Raw genomic sequence first — 16,147 nt, forward strand, 5'->3', positions numbered from 1 at the left:
CTCGGCCGCCCGGCGGCCCCGTCCGCGCGCCCCGCGCCGTCGCCTCCCGACGTCAGGAAGCCCCGTCATGTCCAGCCCCCGCACCGCCTCCGTCCCCGTGACCGCTCCGGCGCGCGCCGGGACACGACAGTGGGCGGCGCTCGTCGTGCTCATGCTCCCCGTGCTGCTCGTCTCCATCGACAACACCGTGCTGAGCTTCGCGATGCCGTCCATCGCGCGCGACCTCGAGCCGTCGGGGGCTGCGCAGCTCTGGATCATCGACGCGTACCCGCTCGTGCTCGCGGGGCTCCTCGTCGCGATGGGCAACATGGGCGACCGCTACGGCCGACGCCGCATGCTCATGATCGGCGCCGCGGGCTTCGGCCTCGTCTCGGCGCTGGCCGCCTTCGCCACCGACGCGTCCCAGCTCATCGCCGCCCGTGCCGCGCTCGGCTTCTTCGGCGCGATGCTCATGCCGTCGACGCTCTCGCTCCTCCGCTCGATCTTCACCGACCGCAAGCAGCGCCGCCTCGCCATCGCGATCTGGGCGTCCGGCTTCTCCGGCGGATCCGCGCTCGGCCCGCTCGTGGGCGGCGTGCTGCTCGAGCACTTCTGGTGGGGATCCGTGTTCCTCGTCGCCGTGCCCGTGCTGCTGCCGCTGCTCATCCTCACGCCCGTGCTGGTGCCGGAGTCGAAGGACCCGGCCCCCGGCCCCATCGACGTGGTCGCGATCCTGCTGTCGCTCGCGACGGTCGCGCCCATCGTCTACGCGATCAAGACCTTCGCGACCGAGGGCGTTACGCCGCTCGCGATCGCGGCGCCCGTCGTGGGCGTCGTGGCCGGCATCCTCTTCGTGCGCCGCATGTCGCGCGCCCGGAACCCGATGCTCGACGTGAGCCTCTTCCGCGAGCCCGTCTTCACGGGCGCGGTGCTCGTCAACCTGCTGAGCGTGGTCTCGCTCGTCGGCTTCCTCTTCTTCGTGACGCAGCACCTGCAGCTCGTCGCGGGGCTCGATCCGCTGTCCGCCGGATTCGCGCTCATCCCGGGATCCGTCGTGGTGATCGTCTCCGGCCTCGTGATCGTGCCCATCGTGGCGCGCGCCCGGCCGTCGCGGGTGGTCGCGATCGCGCTCGCGTTCTCGGCGATCGCCTACGTGATCCTGGCGGCCACCGGGAAGGGCGCCTCGGTCGGGCTCCTCGTCTTCGCGTTCTGCCTGCTCGGCGCGGGCATCGGCGCGTCGCAGACCATCTCGAACGACCTGATCATCGCGGCCGTCCCGCCCGCCAAGGCCGGGGCCGCGTCCGCCGTGTCGGAGACGGCGTACGAGGTCGGCGCGGTGCTCGGCACGGCCGTGCTCGGCAGCATCCTCACGGCGACCTACCGCACGGGCCTCGTGCTCCCGGCCGGCCTCTCGGAGGGCGACGCCGTCGCGGCGCGCGAGACGCTCGGCGGAGCGGTGTCCGTCGCCGACCGCGTGCCGTCCGACGTGGGCGCCGCGCTGCTCGAGTCGGCGCACACCGCGTTCGACGGCGGCGTCGTCACGACCTCGATCATCGGCGCCGTGCTCATGGTGGGGGCCATCGTCATCTCGCTCACGAGCCTCCGTCGGGCCAGCTCGCACGACTGAGCGCGGCCGGTGCCGTGATGTACGTCGGGCCCGTCACCTCGCGAGGTGACGGGCCCGACGCGCTCGGGAAGGGGATCAGACGATGTTGTCGTCCGAGCGCTCGCTGCGGGTGATGCGCTGTCCCGTGGCGGGGTCGATGCGCGTGCGCGTCTCGCTCACGGCCGTGCGGCGACGGGCGAGGAGCGCGACGCCGATGATGACGACGAGCGCGCCGCCGCCGATGAGGATGTAGCCCACCAGCCGCAGGTCGACGCCCGGGACGGTGATGTCGACGGCGAACGCGAGGATCGCGCCGACGATGACGAGGAAGATGCCGAGGCCGATGCTCATGGGGGTCCTTCAGTCGAACCCGCCGGTCGGTCGGGTGCGTACACCGTAGCGCGCGGGTGCCGTCGGCGTGCGGGTAACCTGGCCCGACACCCACCGAGCCCGGGAGGATCCATGCCCCGCACCATCTCGCTCGCCGTCGTCCCGGGGGACGGCATCGGCCCGGAGGTCGTCCACGAGGCCCTCCGCGTGCTCCGGGAGGCGGTCCCCGCGGACGTGTCGCTCGACACCACGCAGTACCCGTTCGGCGCCGGCCACTTCCTCGAGACGGGCGAGATCCTCACCGACTCCGACCTCGCCGCCCTCGCGCAGCACGACGCGATCCTCCTCGGCGCCGTCGGCGGAGACCCCCGCGACGCGCGCCTGGCCGGCGGCATCATCGAGCGCGGGCTGCTGCTCAAGCTGCGCTTCGCGTTCGACCACTACATCAACCTCCGGCCCACCGCGCTGCTGCCCGGCGTCGTCTCGCCGCTGGCCGCGCCCGGCGAGGTCGACTTCGTCGTGGTCCGCGAGGGCACCGAGGGGCCGTACGCCGGCAACGGCGGCGTTCTCCGTCGCGGCACCGAGCACGAGATCGCGACGGAGGTGTCGGTCAACACGGCGCACGGCGTCGAGCGCACGGTCCGCTTCGCGTTCGAGCTGGCCGAGAAGCGCGACCGCAAGCGCGTCACGCTCGTGCACAAGACCAACGTGCTGACCTTCGCCGGATCCCTCTGGCAGCGCACCGTCGACCGCGTCGCCGCCGAGCACCCCGGCATCGAGGTCGACTACCTGCACGTCGACGCCACCATGATCTTCCTGGTCACCGACCCGGCCCGCTTCGACGTCGTCGTCTCCGACAACCTGTTCGGCGACATCATCACCGACCTCGCCGCGGCGATCTCGGGCGGCATCGGCCTCGCCGCGTCCGGCAACGTCAACCCCACGGGCGCGTTCCCGAGCATGTTCGAGCCGGTGCACGGATCCGCGCCCGACATCGCCGGGCAGCAGAAGGCCGACCCGACCGCCGCCATCCTCTCGGTCGCGCTCCTGCTCGACCACCTCGGCCTGCCCGAGGCGGCCGCGCGCGTCACGGCCGCGGTCTCGGCCGACCTCGCGGCGCGCGCCGCGGGCGACACGGCACCCCGTTCCACCGCGGAGGTCGGCGACGCCGTCATCCGCGCCCTCTCCACGAACCGCTGAAGGACCCCATGAGCACCACCAGCAGCACCACTCCGAGCCCCGCCGCCTTCCCCCTGTCCTTCGAGCGGACCCCGTCGGAGCGCGCCCGCGCCGACGCCGAGCGGGAGGCGATCCTCGCGGACCCCGGGTTCGGCAAGCACTTCACCGACCACATGGTGCAGATCGACTGGACCCTCGACGGCGGATGGCACGACGCCCGCGTCGTCCCGTACGGCCCGCTGCAGCTGGATCCGGCCGCGAGCGTGCTGCACTACGGCCAGGAGATCTTCGAGGGGATGAAGGCGTACGCGCACGCCGACAGGTCCGTCTGGACCTTCCGCCCCGAGCGCAACGCCGCCCGCCTCCAGCGCTCGGCCCGCCGCCTCGCGCTGCCGGAGCTGTCGACCGAGGACTTCGTCGAGTCGGTGACGCAGCTCGTCCGCGCGGACATCGACTGGGTGCCGCGCGCCGCGGAGCAGAGCCTGTACCTCCGCCCGTTCATGATCGCCAACGAGAGCTTCCTCGGCGTGCGCGCCGCCCAGCGCGTGGGCTACTACGTCATCGCGAGCCCCGCGGGCGCGTACTTCACGGGCGGCGTCGCGCCCGTCTCCATCTGGCTCTCCACGCAGTACTCCCGCGCGGGCAAGGGCGGCACGGGCGCCGCGAAGTGCGGCGGCAACTACGCCGCGTCGCTCCTCCCGCAGGCCGAGGCCGCGTCGCACGGCTGCGCGCAGGTGCTCTTCCTCGACTCCGAGGAGGGCCGCTACCTCGAGGAGCTCGGCGGCATGAACATCGTGCTGGTCTACCGGGACGGCCGGATCGTCACGCCCGACTCCGAGAGCATCCTCGAGGGCATCACGCGCGACTCCATCCTCCAGCTGGCGCGCGACCGCGGCCTCACGGTCGAGAAGCGGCGCATCGAGCTGTCCGAGTGGGTCGACGGCGTCGCGTCCGGCGAGATCACCGAGGTGTTCGCGTGCGGCACCGCGGCGGTCATCACGCCCATCGGCCGCCTGATGGGCGAGGGCCTCGACGTCGGCGACATCGACGCGCCCGCGGGCGAGCTGACGATGTCGCTGCGCCAGGAGCTCACCGACATCCAGTACGGCCGCGTCCCCGACCGCCACGGCTGGCTCACGCGCCTCGACGCGTAGCGCGCACCGGGCTCCGGGCGCCGGGCGCCGCTCGTGCGGGCGGACGGGATCCGCCCGCACGGCTAGGGTCGACACCGTGAAGATCGCGCGATTCAGCACCGGTGACGACCCCCGCTTCGGCATCCTCGACGAGGAGGAGGGGCACCTGGTCGTCCTCTCCGGCGACCCGATGTTCAGCGGCTACCAGACCACGGGGGAGCGGGTGCCGCTCGCCGACGCCCGGCTGCTCGCGCCGGTCATCCCGCGCTCCAAGGTCGTCGCCGTGGGCCGCAACTACGCCGCGCACGCCGCCGAGCACGGCAGCGAGGCGCCCACCACGCCGCTCATCTTCCTGAAGCCGAACACCTCGGTCGTCGGCCCCGACGACGCGATCCGCCTGCCCGCCGACAGCGAGCGGGTCGAGCACGAGGGCGAGCTCGCGGTGGTCATCGGCCGGATCACGCGCGACGCCACCGTGGAGGACGCGGCCCGCTCGGTGTTCGGCTACACGATCGGCAACGACGTGACGGCCCGCGACATCCAGCACTCCGAGAGCCAGTGGGCGCGCGCCAAGGGGTACGACACGTTCTGCCCGCTCGGCCCGTGGATCGAGACCGAGGGCTCGTTCGAGGACGCGCTCATCGAGACGCGCGTGGACGGCGAGCTGCGGCAGTCGGGCCGCACGAACGAGATGGTGCACACCGTGCCCGAGCTCATCGCGTTCGCGTCGCGCGTCTGGACCCTGCTGCCGGGTGACGTGATCCTCACGGGCACGCCCGCGGGCGTCGGCCCGTTCACCGACGGCCAGGTCGTCGAGGTGTCGATCGAGGGGATCGGCACGCTCTCGAACCCCGCGCGCGCCCGCGCCTGACGATGACCCGCCCCGGCCGCGCGCTGCGCCTCGCGCTCACGGCCGGAGCGGTCGCCGTGCTCGCGGGGTGCGTGTACGACGTGTCCGACTACGGGCTCGAGACGCCGGGACCCTCGGACGCCTCCGCGCCGACCGCGTCGCCGACCCCGGGCGCCGCGGAGCTCCGGCTGCCCGCGGGGTGCACGCCCGCCGACCTCTCGATCGACTGGGCGGAGCCGGAGTCCGGACCCGCCGACGAGCTGCTGGCCGTGCGCGTCATGACCGTGCGGATCCCGAGCGCGGGGGAGCAGCCCGGCCTCGGCTCCACCACCCAGCGGGTCACGCGCACCGACACCGCGCTGCGGCCGGCGCTCCGCCTGGAGCTGGACGAGCGGGACGGATCCCCCGTCCCCGTCCCCGTCGCCGACAGCCTCGCCCCGCCGGAGACCTGGGCGGCCTTCCTCGGCGCGGACCTGCGCGACCGCGACCTCGTGGGGCCCCGGTTCGGGCGGCCGCTGCAGATCACGTCGTTCGATCCCGTGCTCGACCGCGAGGCGCGCTACGTGATCGGCTACCTCGGCTCCGCGCAGTCCGCGCACGTCACGGTGACGGGCTGCGACGGCGCCTTCCGCGGATCCGGGACCCTCGAGGGGCTCGACCCCACGCGCGCCGCGGGCGCCGTGCTCCTCGAGTGCGGCGTGCCGCCCGGCGACCAGTACGACCGGTGGGACCTCCTCGAGCCGTACTGCGCGGACGGCACGCCCGGCACCGACGGGGAGCCGCAGCCCGAGCCCTAGAATCGTGACCAGGATGACTGACGCAACGACCCACCCCGTGACCACCGCCTCCGGCACCGACGTCCGCGTCCGGTTCTGCCCGTCCCCGACCGGGACGCCGCACGTCGGGCTCATCCGCACGGCCCTGTTCAACTGGGCCTATGCGCGCCACACCGGCGGCAAGCTCGTCTTCCGCGTCGAGGACACCGACGCCGCGCGCGACAGCGAGGAGAGCTACGAGCAGCTCATCGAGGCGCTGCGCTGGCTCGAGATCGACTGGGACGAGGGCGAGGGCGTGGGCGGACCGCACGCGCCGTACCGCCAGTCGCAGCGCACCGACCTCTACCTCGACGTGATCCGGAAGCTCACCGAGTCCGGCCACCTCTACGAGAGCTACGCGACGGCCGAGGAGATCGAGGCGCGCAACCGCGCCGCCGGCCGCGACCCGAAGATGGGCTACGACAACTTCGAGCGCGACCTCACCGAGGACGCGCGCCAGGCGTTCCGCGACGAGGGCCGCGCGCCCGCCCTCCGCCTCCGCGTGCCGGACACCGACCTCTCGTTCGACGACCTCGTGCGCGGCACGGTCACGTTCCCGGCCGGGTCCTTCCCCGACTTCGTGCTCGTGCGCCCCAACGGCGCCCCGCTCTACACGCTCGTGAACCCGGTCGACGACGCGCTCATGGGCATCACGCACGTGCTCCGCGGCGAGGACCTGCTCTCGTCGACGCCCCGGCAGATCGCGCTGTACCACGCGCTCATCGACATCGGCGTGGCCGACGCCATCCCGCGCTTCGGCCACCTGCCCTACGTGATGGGGGAGGGCAACAAGAAGCTCTCCAAGCGCGACCCCGAGTCGAACCTGTTCCACCACCGCGACCGCGGCTTCATCCCCGAGGGCCTCATCAACTACCTGGCGCTCCTCGGCTGGTCTCTCACGCACGACCGCGACGTGTTCTCCCGGATGGAGATGATCACCGCGTTCGACGTTGCCGACGTCACGCCGGCGCCCGCGCGCTTCGACCTCAAGAAGGCGGAGTCGCTGAACGGCGACCACATCCGCCTGCTGGCGCTCGAGGACTTCGCGCAGCGGCTCGTGCCGTACCTCCAGGCCGCGGACGTCGTCGGCGCGGAGCTCACGCACGACGAGCAGCGGATGCTCGACGCCGCGGCCCCGCTCGTGCAGGAGCGCATGCAGCTCCTCGGCGAGGCGCCCGACCTCCTGTCGTTCCTCTTCACCACGGCCGACGCGCTGCCCTACGACGACGCCGCGGTGCAGGCCCTCAAGGACGATGCCCCCTCGGTGCTCGCCGCGTCGCGCGGTGCGCTCGACGGCGTCCCGCACACGCAGTGGGATGTCGACCTGGTGCAGGAGATGCTGCAGAACACCCTCATCACGGGCCTGGGCATGAAGCCGCGCCTCGCCTACGGGCCGCTGCGCGTCGCCGTCTCCGGGCGCCGCATCTCGCCGCCGCTGTTCGAGTCGATGGTGCTGCTCGGCAAGGACGAGACCATCGCGCGCCTCGACCGCCTCGCGGGGATGCTCGGTGAGTGATCCCGCGGGTGCCGGCGCTGACGGTGCCGGATCCACCGCGACGGGCGACTCCTACGACGTCGTCGTCATCGGCGCGGGCCCCGCGGGCCTCTCCGCTGCGCTGAACCTCGTGCGCGCCCGGCGCCGCACCCTCGTGCTCGACAGCAGCCGTCCGCGCAACGCCGCGACGCTCATGTCGCACGGCTTCGTCACGCGCGACGGGATCTCCCCGCTCGAGCTCCGCAAGCTCGGCCAGTTCGAGGTGGAGTCCTACGACGAGGGCGAGTTCCAGCTCGCCGTCGTGCAGTCCGCGGAGCCGTCCCCGGGTGGGTTCACCATCCGCGCGAAGGGCGTGCGTCGCGCCCCCGACCGCGAGGTGCGCGCCCGTCGCATCCTCATCGCCACAGGCCTCGTGGAGACGCTGCCCGACCTGCCGAGCATCCGCGCGTACTACGGCACCGCCGTGCACAGCTGCATGGAATGCGACGGCTACGAGAAGCGCGACGAGCCGCTCGCCCTCATCGGCGAGACCGACGACCTCGTGGAGCGCGCGCTGCTGCTCTCGCAGTGGTCGCGGGACATCATCGTGTTCACGAACGGCGTCGCGGAGGTCGACGAGGCGGGGGAGCGTGGGCTCGCGTCCCTCGGGATCCGCGTCGACCGCCGGCCTGTCGCCGACATCGAGGGCGAGCGCGCGGTCGTCACGGGCATCCGGATGCAGGACGGCTCGGTCGTCCCGCGCTCCGGCGGCTTCGTGCGCCCGCGCTACTCGACGGCGCTCGACTTCCTCGCGGGGCTCGACCTCGACACGGACGACGACGGCCACATCGCCGTCGACGCCGAGGGCCGCACGTCGCACCCGGGCGTCTACGCGGCGGGCGACAGCTCGCAGCCGGGCCCGCAGCAGCTGATCATCGCGGCTGGCTTCGGCGCGCGCGCCGCGAGCGCGATCAACCGGGACCTGCTGCCGGTGATCTGACGCGTCGTGGGCCCGCCGGGCACGCGCCGGTTTGGCGTCGATCCGGCCGATGGGCTACACTCGACGAGGCCCGATCGCGCATCGGGGCCTTGGGGTATGGTGTAATTGGCAACACGGAAGATTCTGATTCTTTTGTTCTTGGTTCGAGTCCAGGTACCCCAGCACTGAATACGCAGGAAATGACAGGCCCGGTCCATCCGGGCCTTTTCCTTTTCCCAGACCATCTCCGAGCGGTCGTCGCCGGCTTCGCCTCCCGGGCTCCAGCGCCGGGTGAGGTCGCCCCGCACGTCCTGTCCACGTGCGTCTCTCGACACCGAGCCGGTGGGCGTATTACGTTATTCGCATGACTGGCGACGAGACCATCGACGGCGTGCCCGTGACGGAGGAGCAGATCCAGGCGTGGGCTGATGAGGCCGAGGCCGGGTACGACGTGGACGCGCTCACGAAGCGCGGCCGCGGCCGACCCGGTCGCGGAGCGCGACCGTCCCAGGTCGTCGCCGTGCGGCTGACGGATGACGAGCTCGCCGCGGTGGACGCGCGAGCGACGCGCGAGGGCACATCCCGATCCGAGGTGATCCGGCAGGCCCTCCACGATTCCGCGGCGTGAGGGCCCACCCTTCCGCGCGGAAGCACGGGATCGAACCCGAGGACGCCATTGAGGCTGCATCGTGGGCGATCTGGATCGAGGATCTGGACGACGACAGCCCCGCGCGGCAGCTCCGTCTCGGCTTCGAAGGCTCGGGTCGGCTGCTGGAGACCGTGGTGCTGGTGTTCGACAGCGGGAACGAGCTCGTCATCCATGCGATGCGAGCGCGTCCGCACATGCTGCGTCTCCTGCCCTGAACATGACGACGGCCCCGCCCGAGCATCTGCTCGAGCGGGGGCGGCCTAGCCAGGGTGAGCGTCTCCGGGTCGATGCCTCAGGCCAGCATCGATCGAGTCAGCGAGCGCCGTCCTCACTACTCAGGGGGGACGATTCCAGCACACGAGCGAGCTGACGTGCGGCGACATGGCTCGACGTCTGCAGGATCCAGCTCAATCCCCGGGGCGAGGTGATCCGCAAGGATCCGTACCGCATGATCGGCAGCACGGTGTTGTTCTTGTAACGCCTATCCGGCCCGCCCTTGACGTTCACGTATCGCCACGTCTCGCCCACCTTCTCCGCGTCGGATGCGAGAGGACCCGGGTCTTCGATGAAACGCTCCGATACCGCGGTCACAATCAGTTCGCGGTAGGGGACGGCCGCGAAGTGCTTGCCGTCACGGACGAGGACCCTGTCGGGGAGGAAGTAGAGCGCCGAGTCGCCGACGGTCACCGACGGGACGGCGACATTCGTCGCGAGGTGCTTCGTGCCTGCGGCATCACTCCGAGCGGTCGTGCGTCGGACGAGTTCCCCAGCTCCGGCATTCGTCTTGTGCTGATGGGTCGTCCGCACCTTCCCGGACGTGGTGACCCTCCAGACCCTCTCCGCGGGACCGGAAGGGGTCCATGCGGTGACGAGGGCCTCGAACCAGGCCGCTGCGGAGTCGTCGACGTCGTAGATGACAGCCACCGTTCGTCGCGCAGCGTCCCGTGCGAAGAGCCACAAGCAGAGGGGTACCGCGAGCACCCACACGACGACTCCATACGGGAGGGAGACAGCCCCGACCACGACGCACACGAGCACGGCCAGCCACGCCCAGCGGCGTCGAGCCGCCGCCTGGTTGAGCTGCTCGACGAGATCATCACCGTCGGTGGGTGAGAGCTCCATTGCGTCAGCGCCAGTCACGTCCTCCATCAGCACTGCGCTCGGCTGATACGGCGCCGCTGCGGGTCGCCCGGCTCCGCGAGGACGGGATGGTCCTGTCGCCCTGTAGGAGAGGCCGGCGGCATTCACGCTCACGTAGTTGCCCCGAGGTCCGGAGCCGGCGCGGAACCCGGGAATCCCCGCGCTCACGTTCACGCCTGCTCTGCCGGCGGTGAAGCGGAACGGCCCCGCCTTCACGCTCTTCCGGACATAGATCCCCATGTGGCCTCCTTCGCCCATGTCGATCCTGCCGGAAGGATCAGTCGGCGTCTTCCGGATGGTCCGATCCCGCCCGCGGATGCTCCGCGCTGGCCGGAGCCGTCGGTCTCGCGGGCCTTCCCCGGCGCGCACCGCCGATCCGCGCCGACGGCCCCGCCCGAGCATCTGCTCGAGCGGGGCCGTCGTCGCCTTCAGCGGGATCGGATCAGGCGAGGCGCCCCTTCGGCGAGCTGTCGCTCGTCTTGGACGGGTCCTTCTCCACGACGTCGCCGAGGGCGTCGTCGATGCGGGTCAGGAGCTCGGCCGGGATCTTCACGCCCGAGGCCTTGACGTTCTCGTGCACCTGCTCGGGACGCGAGGCGCCGATGATCGCCGAGGCGACGTTCTCGTTCTGCAGCACCCACGCGACCGCGAGCTGCGCGAGGGACAGGTTCAGCTCGTCCGCGACGGGCTGCAGCTCCTGCACGCGGGTGAGCGTGTCGTCGTTCATGTAGCGCTTGATCATGTCGGCGCCGCCCTTGTCGTCCGTGGCGCGCGAGCCCTGCGGCAGGTCCTGGCCCGGCTTGTACTTGCCGGTGAGGACGCCCTGCGCGATGGGGGACCAGACGATCTGGGAGATGCCGAGGTCCTTCGACGTGGGGACGACCTCCTCCTCGATGACGCGCCAGAGGGCCGAGTACTGCGGTTGGTTCGAGATCAGCTGGAAGCCGAGCTCGCGGGAGAGGCCGTGCGCCTCGCGGAGCTGCGCCGGGGTCCACTCGCTGACGCCGATGTAGAGCGCCTTGCCCTGGCGGACGACGTCGGCGAACGCCTGCATCGTCTCCTCGAGCGGGGTCTCGTAGTCGTAGCGGTGGGCCTGGTAGAGGTCCACGTGGTCGGTCTGGAGGCGCTTGAGCGAGCCGTCGATCGACGCCATGATGTGCTTGCGGGAGAGGCCGGTGTCGTTGTGGCCCTTGGCGCCGGTCGGGAAGTAGACCTTCGTGAAGATCTCGAGCCCGTCGCGGTTCTCGCCCTTGAGCGCGTCGCCGAGGACCTTCTCGGCGACGGTGTTCGCGTAGCCGTCGGCCGTGTCGAACGTGGTGATGCCGGCCTCGAGGGCCGCCTGCACGCACTGCGTGGCGGTGTCGTTCTCGACCTGCGACCCGTGGGTCAGCCAGTTGCCGTACGTGATCTCGGAGATCTTGAAGCCTGAGTTGCCTAGGTAGCGGAATTCCATGTCCCGACCCTACGCCGCAGCCGCTGGAGCCCCGTCGGACGCGGTCTGTCGGGGCGGTGACCGCGGGGTGGACATGCGCCGGCCTGGCGGCCGCGCGGACGTCAGCGTGGGGTCGATGCCGTCCGGCGTCGGAATGCCGCGACCGACAGGGGCAGCGCGAGGAGAACCACCACGACGGCTGCCCCCATCCATGATCCGGTGATGGAGACGCTCGGCGATCCGGACGGCTCGACGCCGCCGTCGAGCGCGAGGACGAACGGGATGCGGATGTCGAGGCCGCTGCCGAAGGCGAGGGCCGCGAGCAGCATGCCGGCGATGGCGACGATGCCCATGGCGACGACGAGTGAGCCGAGGGCGACGGAGGCCCTCTCGGCGCGCGGCAGCGACCTCGGCGTCATGGCGTCCTCCTGTGCTCCGTCGGCACGGGACGCGCCTTCCGGGTGATCATCGGCGTCAGATGCTACCGCCCGGACGACATCGCGCAGGAGGCCGCCGCGCAGGTCCGTCGTGAGGCGACGGGAGCCGGGCGACCGCGGTCGGATGTGGCCGCGCGGCACCAGGCGCGCGGCCCCGCCCGATCATCTCGGGCGGGGCCGCGCGGTCGTGCGTTCGTGCGGGCGGGGCGCCGGATCAGGCCTCGCGGGTCTTCGGCGAGCTGTCCTCCGTCTTGCGCGGGTCCTTCTCGACGATGTCGCCGAGCGCGTCGTCGATGCGCGTCAGCAGCTCGGCGGGGATCTCCACGCCGGAGGCCTTCACGTTCTCGTGCACCTGCTCCGGACGCGAGGCGCCGATGATCGCGGACGCCACGTTCTCGTTCTGCAGCACCCACGCGACCGCGAGCTGCGCGAGAGAGAGGTCGAGCTCGTCGGCGACGGGCTGCAGCGCCTGCACGCGGGAGAGCGTGTCGTCGTTCATGAACCGCTTGATCATGTTCGCGCCGCCCTTGTCGTCGGTCGCGCGGGATCCGGACGGCAGCTCCTGGCCGGGCTTGTACTTGCCGGTGAGCACGCCCTGCGCGATGGGGGACCACACGATCTGCGAGATCCCCAGCTCCTTCGAGGTGGGCACGACCTCCTCCTCGATGACGCGCCAGAGCGCCGAGTACTGCGGCTGGTTCGAGATCAGCTGGAAGCCCAGCTCCGTCGCGAGCGCGTGGCCGGCGCGCAGCTGCTCGCTCGTCCACTCGCTCACGCCGATGTAGAGCGCCTTGCCCTGGCGGACGACGTCGGCGAACGCCTGCATCGTCTCCTCGAGCGGCGTCTCGTAGTCGAAGCGGTGCGCCTGGTACAGGTCGATGTAGTCGGTCTGGAGCCGCTGGAGCGAGCCCTCGACCGAGTCCATGATGTGCTTGCGCGAGAGCCCCACGTCGTTGTGGCCCTTGGGCCCGGTGGGGCCGAAGACCTTGGTGAAGATCTCGATGGAGGCACGTCGCTCGTCCTTGAGCGCCTCGCCGAGCACGGTCTCCGCCTTGGTGTTGGCGTAGACGTCCGCGGTGTCGAAGGTGGTGATCCCCGCCTCGAGCGCGGCCTTCACGCACGCGGTCGCGGTGTCGTTCTCGACCTGCGATCCGTGGGTGAGCCAGTTGCCGTAGGTGATCTCGGAGATCTTGAGGCCGGAGTTGCCGAGGTATCTGAATTCCATGGTCCGACCGTACGCCGGGCACCTCCGCGGTTCCGCACGAAAGTGTGCGACGGCGGCACGCACGACGACGCCCGCCCCCGAGTCCGGGAGCGGGCGTCGTGGTCGTGCGGGGAGCGCTAGCGGCGCGGGGCGTCCGCGTCCGCTTCCACGCTGCGGCCGGAGTCGCGCGCCGCGTCGTCGTCCGCGTCGGCCGGGGCCTTCTCGCCCGCGACGGCGGCCGCCTGGTCGGTGCCCTCGACGGCGGACGCGTCGCGCTTCGTCTTCGCGAGGCTGGCGACGGTCGCCACCGTGATGGTGAGGAGGATGAACGACAGCGAGAACCAGATCGGGATCTCGGGGGCCCACAGCATCGGCTCGCCGCCGTTGATGAAGGGCACCTCGTTCACGTGCATGGCGTGCAGCACGAGCTTCACGGCGATGAAGCCGAGGATGACCGCGAGGCCCTGCGAGAGGTAGACGAGGCGCTCGAGAAGGCCGGAGATCAGGAAGTACAGCTGGCGGAGGCCGAGCAGCGCGAAGGCGTTGGCGGTGAAGACGATGTACGCCTCCTGCGTCAGCCCGAAGATCGCGGGGATGGAGTCGAGCGCGAACAGCACGTCGGTGAGGCCGATGGCGAGCATCACCAGGAACATCGGGGTGAAGAGCCTCTTGCCGTCGACGCGGGTCGTGAGCTTGTCGCCGTCGTAGTGGTCCGAGGTGGGGATGAAGCGGCGGAGCACGCGGATGAGCTTCGAGTCGGACTCGTCCTCGTCGTGCGTCTCCTTCATCTGCTTGTAGGCCATCACGAGGAGCAGGGCCCCGAAGAGGTAGAAGACCCAGGAGAAGTTGTCGATGATCGCGGAGCCCATCGCGATGAAGATGCCGCGCATCACGAGCGCGATGGCGATGCCGACGAGCAGCACCTTCTGCTGGAAGGCCCGCGGCACGGCGAAGCTCGACATGATGATGAGGAAGACGAAGAGGTTGTCGACGCTCAGCGCCTTCTCCGTCACGTAGCCGGCGAAGTACTCGCCGCCGAAGGTCCAGTTCGAGAAGACGCCGACGCCCACGCCGAAGACGAGCGCGATGACGATGTAGACGACCGACCAGGTCGCGGACTCCTTCAGCGTCGGCTCGTGCGCCTTCCGCACGTGCGCGAAGAAGTCGAAGACGAGCAGGCCGAGGACGGCCGCGATGGTCGCGGCCCAGAGCCAGAAGGGGACATCCATTTCGGGGGTTCTCCAGTACTCGGACCGCTTGTGGGTCCGGTGGGGTACTGAAGGTCTCCTCCACCCCGCGAGCTGCTGCTCACGGAACCGGCCGCACGGGTCGGAGTGGTCCGACCGTATTGACGACACGACCGCCGGATGGGAGTACTCCCCTTCGGGACACGAGTGTATACGGCCGCATGGAGCGCATCCGACCACGCGGGCGGATCCCCAGCCGGGCGAGCGTGCTCGGGCCCGGCGTAGGAGTCCCGCTACTCGAGGAAGAGCAGCGCGATGCCGGCGACCGCCGCGACGGCGCCGATGCCGATCAGCACGAGGCCGGTGATGCGGAGCGCACGGCCGTCGAGCTCGGGCGCGTGGGTGCGGACCCGCCAGGGGGCGCGAGGCGAGAACCAGACGCGCACGTCGGATCCGGCGGCCAGGTCGCGGGTCTCGTCGGTGTCGGCGGGCGCCTCGTGCACGTCGCCGTCGTCGTCGAACCACCGGAGGACGCGGGCGGATCCGGCGCCGTCGTGGCCCGCCGGCGCGTCGGCAACGAGCCCCTCCGTCGCCGTCCAGCGGCGGCCGAGCACGCGGACGGAGACGCCCGCCACGTAGAGCGCGATGCCCGGGACGAGCGCGATCCAGGTGAGGAACTCGATGATGAGGGACGCCGCGGCGAGACCGTCCATGCGTGGTGCCCCCGCGTCCGCTCGTGGTGGACCCGACCGGGCCCGGAGCTCGATGCTATCGGGGCGCCCCCCGTGGTCCGGGCGGGGGAGGCGCGGAGCGGCGTCGCTCGGCCCGCCGCCTAGAGGTCGATGCTGTCGCCGGGCTCGAGCGCGTGGAACTCGCCGCCGCCCTGCTCGGTCGCCCACTGCAGGCGCCCGTTCGACATGGCCTTGCCCGCCGCCGACAGCACCATCTCGTGGGTGGGGAACGCGCGACGCGGCTTCACCGCGAGGACGTAGTCGATGGACTCGCTGATCTTCATCCAGGGCGCGCCGGCCGGAGCGGCCAGGAGGTCGACCTCCACGCCCTCGGGGATCGTGAACGAGTCGCCCGCGTAGTAGAGGGCGTCGTTCACGAGCACGCCGAGGTTCTGCACGACGGGGATCGACTCGTGGATGACGGCGTGGTCGCCGCCGAAGAAGCGCAGCGTGAACGGGCCGACCTCGACGACGTCGCCCGCCTCGACGACGGTCACGTCGAAGTCGGTCGCTGCGGCCGCCACGCCGGACGGCGCGTAGACGGGCACGCCCTCGTTCTTGTCGAGGATCCGCTTCAGCTGCTCGGGCGTCCAGTGGTCGGGGTGCTCGTGCGTGATGACGATCGCGTCGGCGTTCATCGCCTCCGTGATGGGGGTGGTGAAGGAGCCCGGGTCGATGAAGAGCTTCCGTCCGCTCTGTTCCAGGACCAGGGCGGCGTGCTCGAGCTTCGTCAATCGCATGAGAGGAGCCAACACCGTCGAGGCGGCGGGGGCAAACCGGCCCGGTCGGGGCTCGATTTGGTCGGGCTGTGCGCGCTGTGGCATACTCGACGAGTTGCAAAAACGGCCCCATCGTTTAGCGGCCTAGGACACCGCCCTCTCACGGCGGTAACACCGGTTCGAATCCGGTTGGGGTCACCACCGCATCATCCAGCCCGGTCCCTCCTCACGGAGGGCCCGGGCTTTCTTCTTCTCCCCGGCGGCGGATCCGGCTCGGGGCGACACCCGCGGCCTGTACCGTCG

17 protein-coding genes and 2 tRNA genes are annotated in these 16,147 nt (G+C 71.2%); 11 read left to right on the forward strand and 8 right to left on the reverse strand.

From position 1 onward, the window contains the following. Positions 1-67 precede the first annotated feature (67 nt). On the forward strand, positions 68-1,606 hold the full coding sequence (locus AWH51_RS14925; RefSeq protein ID WP_063072840.1) for an MFS transporter: 1,539 nt from the start codon (positions 68-70) through the stop codon (positions 1,604-1,606). A 75-nt stretch (positions 1,607-1,681) separates the two neighbouring features. Here the strand turns inward: AWH51_RS14925 and AWH51_RS14930 are convergent, their stop codons facing one another. Beyond that, positions 1,682-1,936 carry a DUF6458 family protein gene (locus AWH51_RS14930; protein ID WP_063072841.1) on the reverse strand — a complete coding sequence of 85 codons (255 nt, stop codon included), beginning with the start codon at positions 1,934-1,936 and terminating at the stop codon, positions 1,682-1,684. Between the two features lie 111 nt (positions 1,937-2,047). On the opposite strand from AWH51_RS14930, the gene AWH51_RS14935 reads away from it, so the two are divergent. The 9 genes from AWH51_RS14935 to AWH51_RS14975 all read left to right on the forward strand — a co-directional run bounded on the left by AWH51_RS14935 (position 2,048) and on the right by AWH51_RS14975 (position 9,209). After that, entirely contained in the window at positions 2,048-3,115 is a 1,068-nt protein-coding gene (locus AWH51_RS14935) for a 3-isopropylmalate dehydrogenase (RefSeq protein WP_063072842.1), read from the forward strand. Positions 3,116-3,123: 8 nt separating this feature from the next. Further along, positions 3,124-4,248, forward strand: a complete 1,125-nt coding sequence (locus tag AWH51_RS14940) for a branched-chain amino acid aminotransferase (RefSeq protein ID WP_063072843.1) — start codon at positions 3,124-3,126, stop codon at positions 4,246-4,248. 76 nt (positions 4,249-4,324) lie between these two features. Beyond that, positions 4,325-5,098: a fumarylacetoacetate hydrolase family protein gene (locus AWH51_RS14945; RefSeq protein WP_063072844.1), complete on the forward strand. Its 774-nt coding sequence runs from the start codon at positions 4,325-4,327 to the stop codon at positions 5,096-5,098. A gap of 2 nt (positions 5,099-5,100) precedes the next feature. After that, positions 5,101-5,874, forward strand: a complete 774-nt coding sequence (locus tag AWH51_RS14950; protein ID WP_063072845.1) for a hypothetical protein — start codon at positions 5,101-5,103, stop codon at positions 5,872-5,874. Between the two features lie 13 nt (positions 5,875-5,887). Continuing rightward, entirely contained in the window at positions 5,888-7,408 is a 1,521-nt protein-coding gene (gene gltX / locus AWH51_RS14955; protein WP_063072846.1) for a glutamate--tRNA ligase, read from the forward strand. After that, positions 7,401-8,366: an NAD(P)/FAD-dependent oxidoreductase gene (locus AWH51_RS14960; RefSeq protein ID WP_063072847.1), complete on the forward strand. Its 966-nt coding sequence runs from the start codon at positions 7,401-7,403 to the stop codon at positions 8,364-8,366. Before gltX ends, AWH51_RS14960 begins: the two co-directional genes overlap by 8 nt. 90 nt (positions 8,367-8,456) lie before the next feature. Beyond that, a tRNA-Gln gene (locus AWH51_RS14965) sits at positions 8,457-8,528 on the forward strand. Between the two features lie 181 nt (positions 8,529-8,709). Further along, positions 8,710-8,973 carry a CopG family transcriptional regulator gene (locus AWH51_RS14970; protein WP_063072848.1) on the forward strand — a complete coding sequence of 88 codons (264 nt, stop codon included), beginning with the start codon at positions 8,710-8,712 and terminating at the stop codon, positions 8,971-8,973. After that, on the forward strand, positions 8,970-9,209 hold the full coding sequence (locus AWH51_RS14975) for a hypothetical protein (RefSeq protein WP_063072849.1): 240 nt from the start codon (positions 8,970-8,972) through the stop codon (positions 9,207-9,209). Before AWH51_RS14970 ends, AWH51_RS14975 begins: the two co-directional genes overlap by 4 nt. A gap of 97 nt (positions 9,210-9,306) precedes the next feature. On the opposite strand, the gene AWH51_RS14980 is transcribed toward AWH51_RS14975, so the two are convergent. The 7 genes from AWH51_RS14980 to AWH51_RS15010 form a co-directional block, all read right to left on the reverse strand. Beyond that, entirely contained in the window at positions 9,307-10,374 is a 1,068-nt protein-coding gene (locus tag AWH51_RS14980; protein ID WP_175345538.1) for a DUF4236 domain-containing protein, read from the reverse strand. 202 nt (positions 10,375-10,576) lie between these two features. Then, positions 10,577-11,587 (reverse strand): aldo/keto reductase family protein, encoded by a 1,011-nt coding sequence (locus AWH51_RS14985; protein WP_063072851.1) that lies wholly within the window; start codon positions 11,585-11,587, stop codon positions 10,577-10,579. A gap of 101 nt (positions 11,588-11,688) precedes the next feature. Further along, positions 11,689-11,985: a hypothetical protein gene (locus AWH51_RS14990; RefSeq protein WP_063072852.1), complete on the reverse strand. Its 297-nt coding sequence runs from the start codon at positions 11,983-11,985 to the stop codon at positions 11,689-11,691. A gap of 232 nt (positions 11,986-12,217) precedes the next feature. Next, the gene (locus AWH51_RS14995; RefSeq protein ID WP_063072853.1) at positions 12,218-13,228 is read right to left on the reverse strand and encodes an aldo/keto reductase family protein; all 1,011 of its coding nucleotides are present in this window, start codon (positions 13,226-13,228) and stop codon (positions 12,218-12,220) included. A 116-nt stretch (positions 13,229-13,344) separates the two neighbouring features. Beyond that, complete coding sequence (locus tag AWH51_RS15000; RefSeq protein ID WP_063072854.1) at positions 13,345-14,436, reverse strand: TerC family protein; 1,092 nt, start codon at positions 14,434-14,436, stop codon at positions 13,345-13,347. A 251-nt stretch (positions 14,437-14,687) separates the two neighbouring features. Next, positions 14,688-15,107 (reverse strand): DUF3592 domain-containing protein, encoded by a 420-nt coding sequence (locus AWH51_RS15005; protein ID WP_063072855.1) that lies wholly within the window; start codon positions 15,105-15,107, stop codon positions 14,688-14,690. A 119-nt stretch (positions 15,108-15,226) separates the two neighbouring features. Then, positions 15,227-15,865, reverse strand: a complete 639-nt coding sequence (locus AWH51_RS15010) for an MBL fold metallo-hydrolase (protein ID WP_063072856.1) — start codon at positions 15,863-15,865, stop codon at positions 15,227-15,229. Between the two features lie 104 nt (positions 15,866-15,969). On the opposite strand from AWH51_RS15010, the gene AWH51_RS15015 reads away from it, so the two are divergent. Further along, positions 15,970-16,045: transfer RNA gene (locus tag AWH51_RS15015), tRNA-Glu, on the forward strand. The last annotated feature ends 102 nt before the right edge of the window (positions 16,046-16,147 follow it).

The organism is Clavibacter tessellarius (assembly GCF_001618005.1).
Lineage (GTDB): Bacteria > Actinomycetota > Actinomycetes > Actinomycetales > Microbacteriaceae > Clavibacter > Clavibacter tessellarius_A.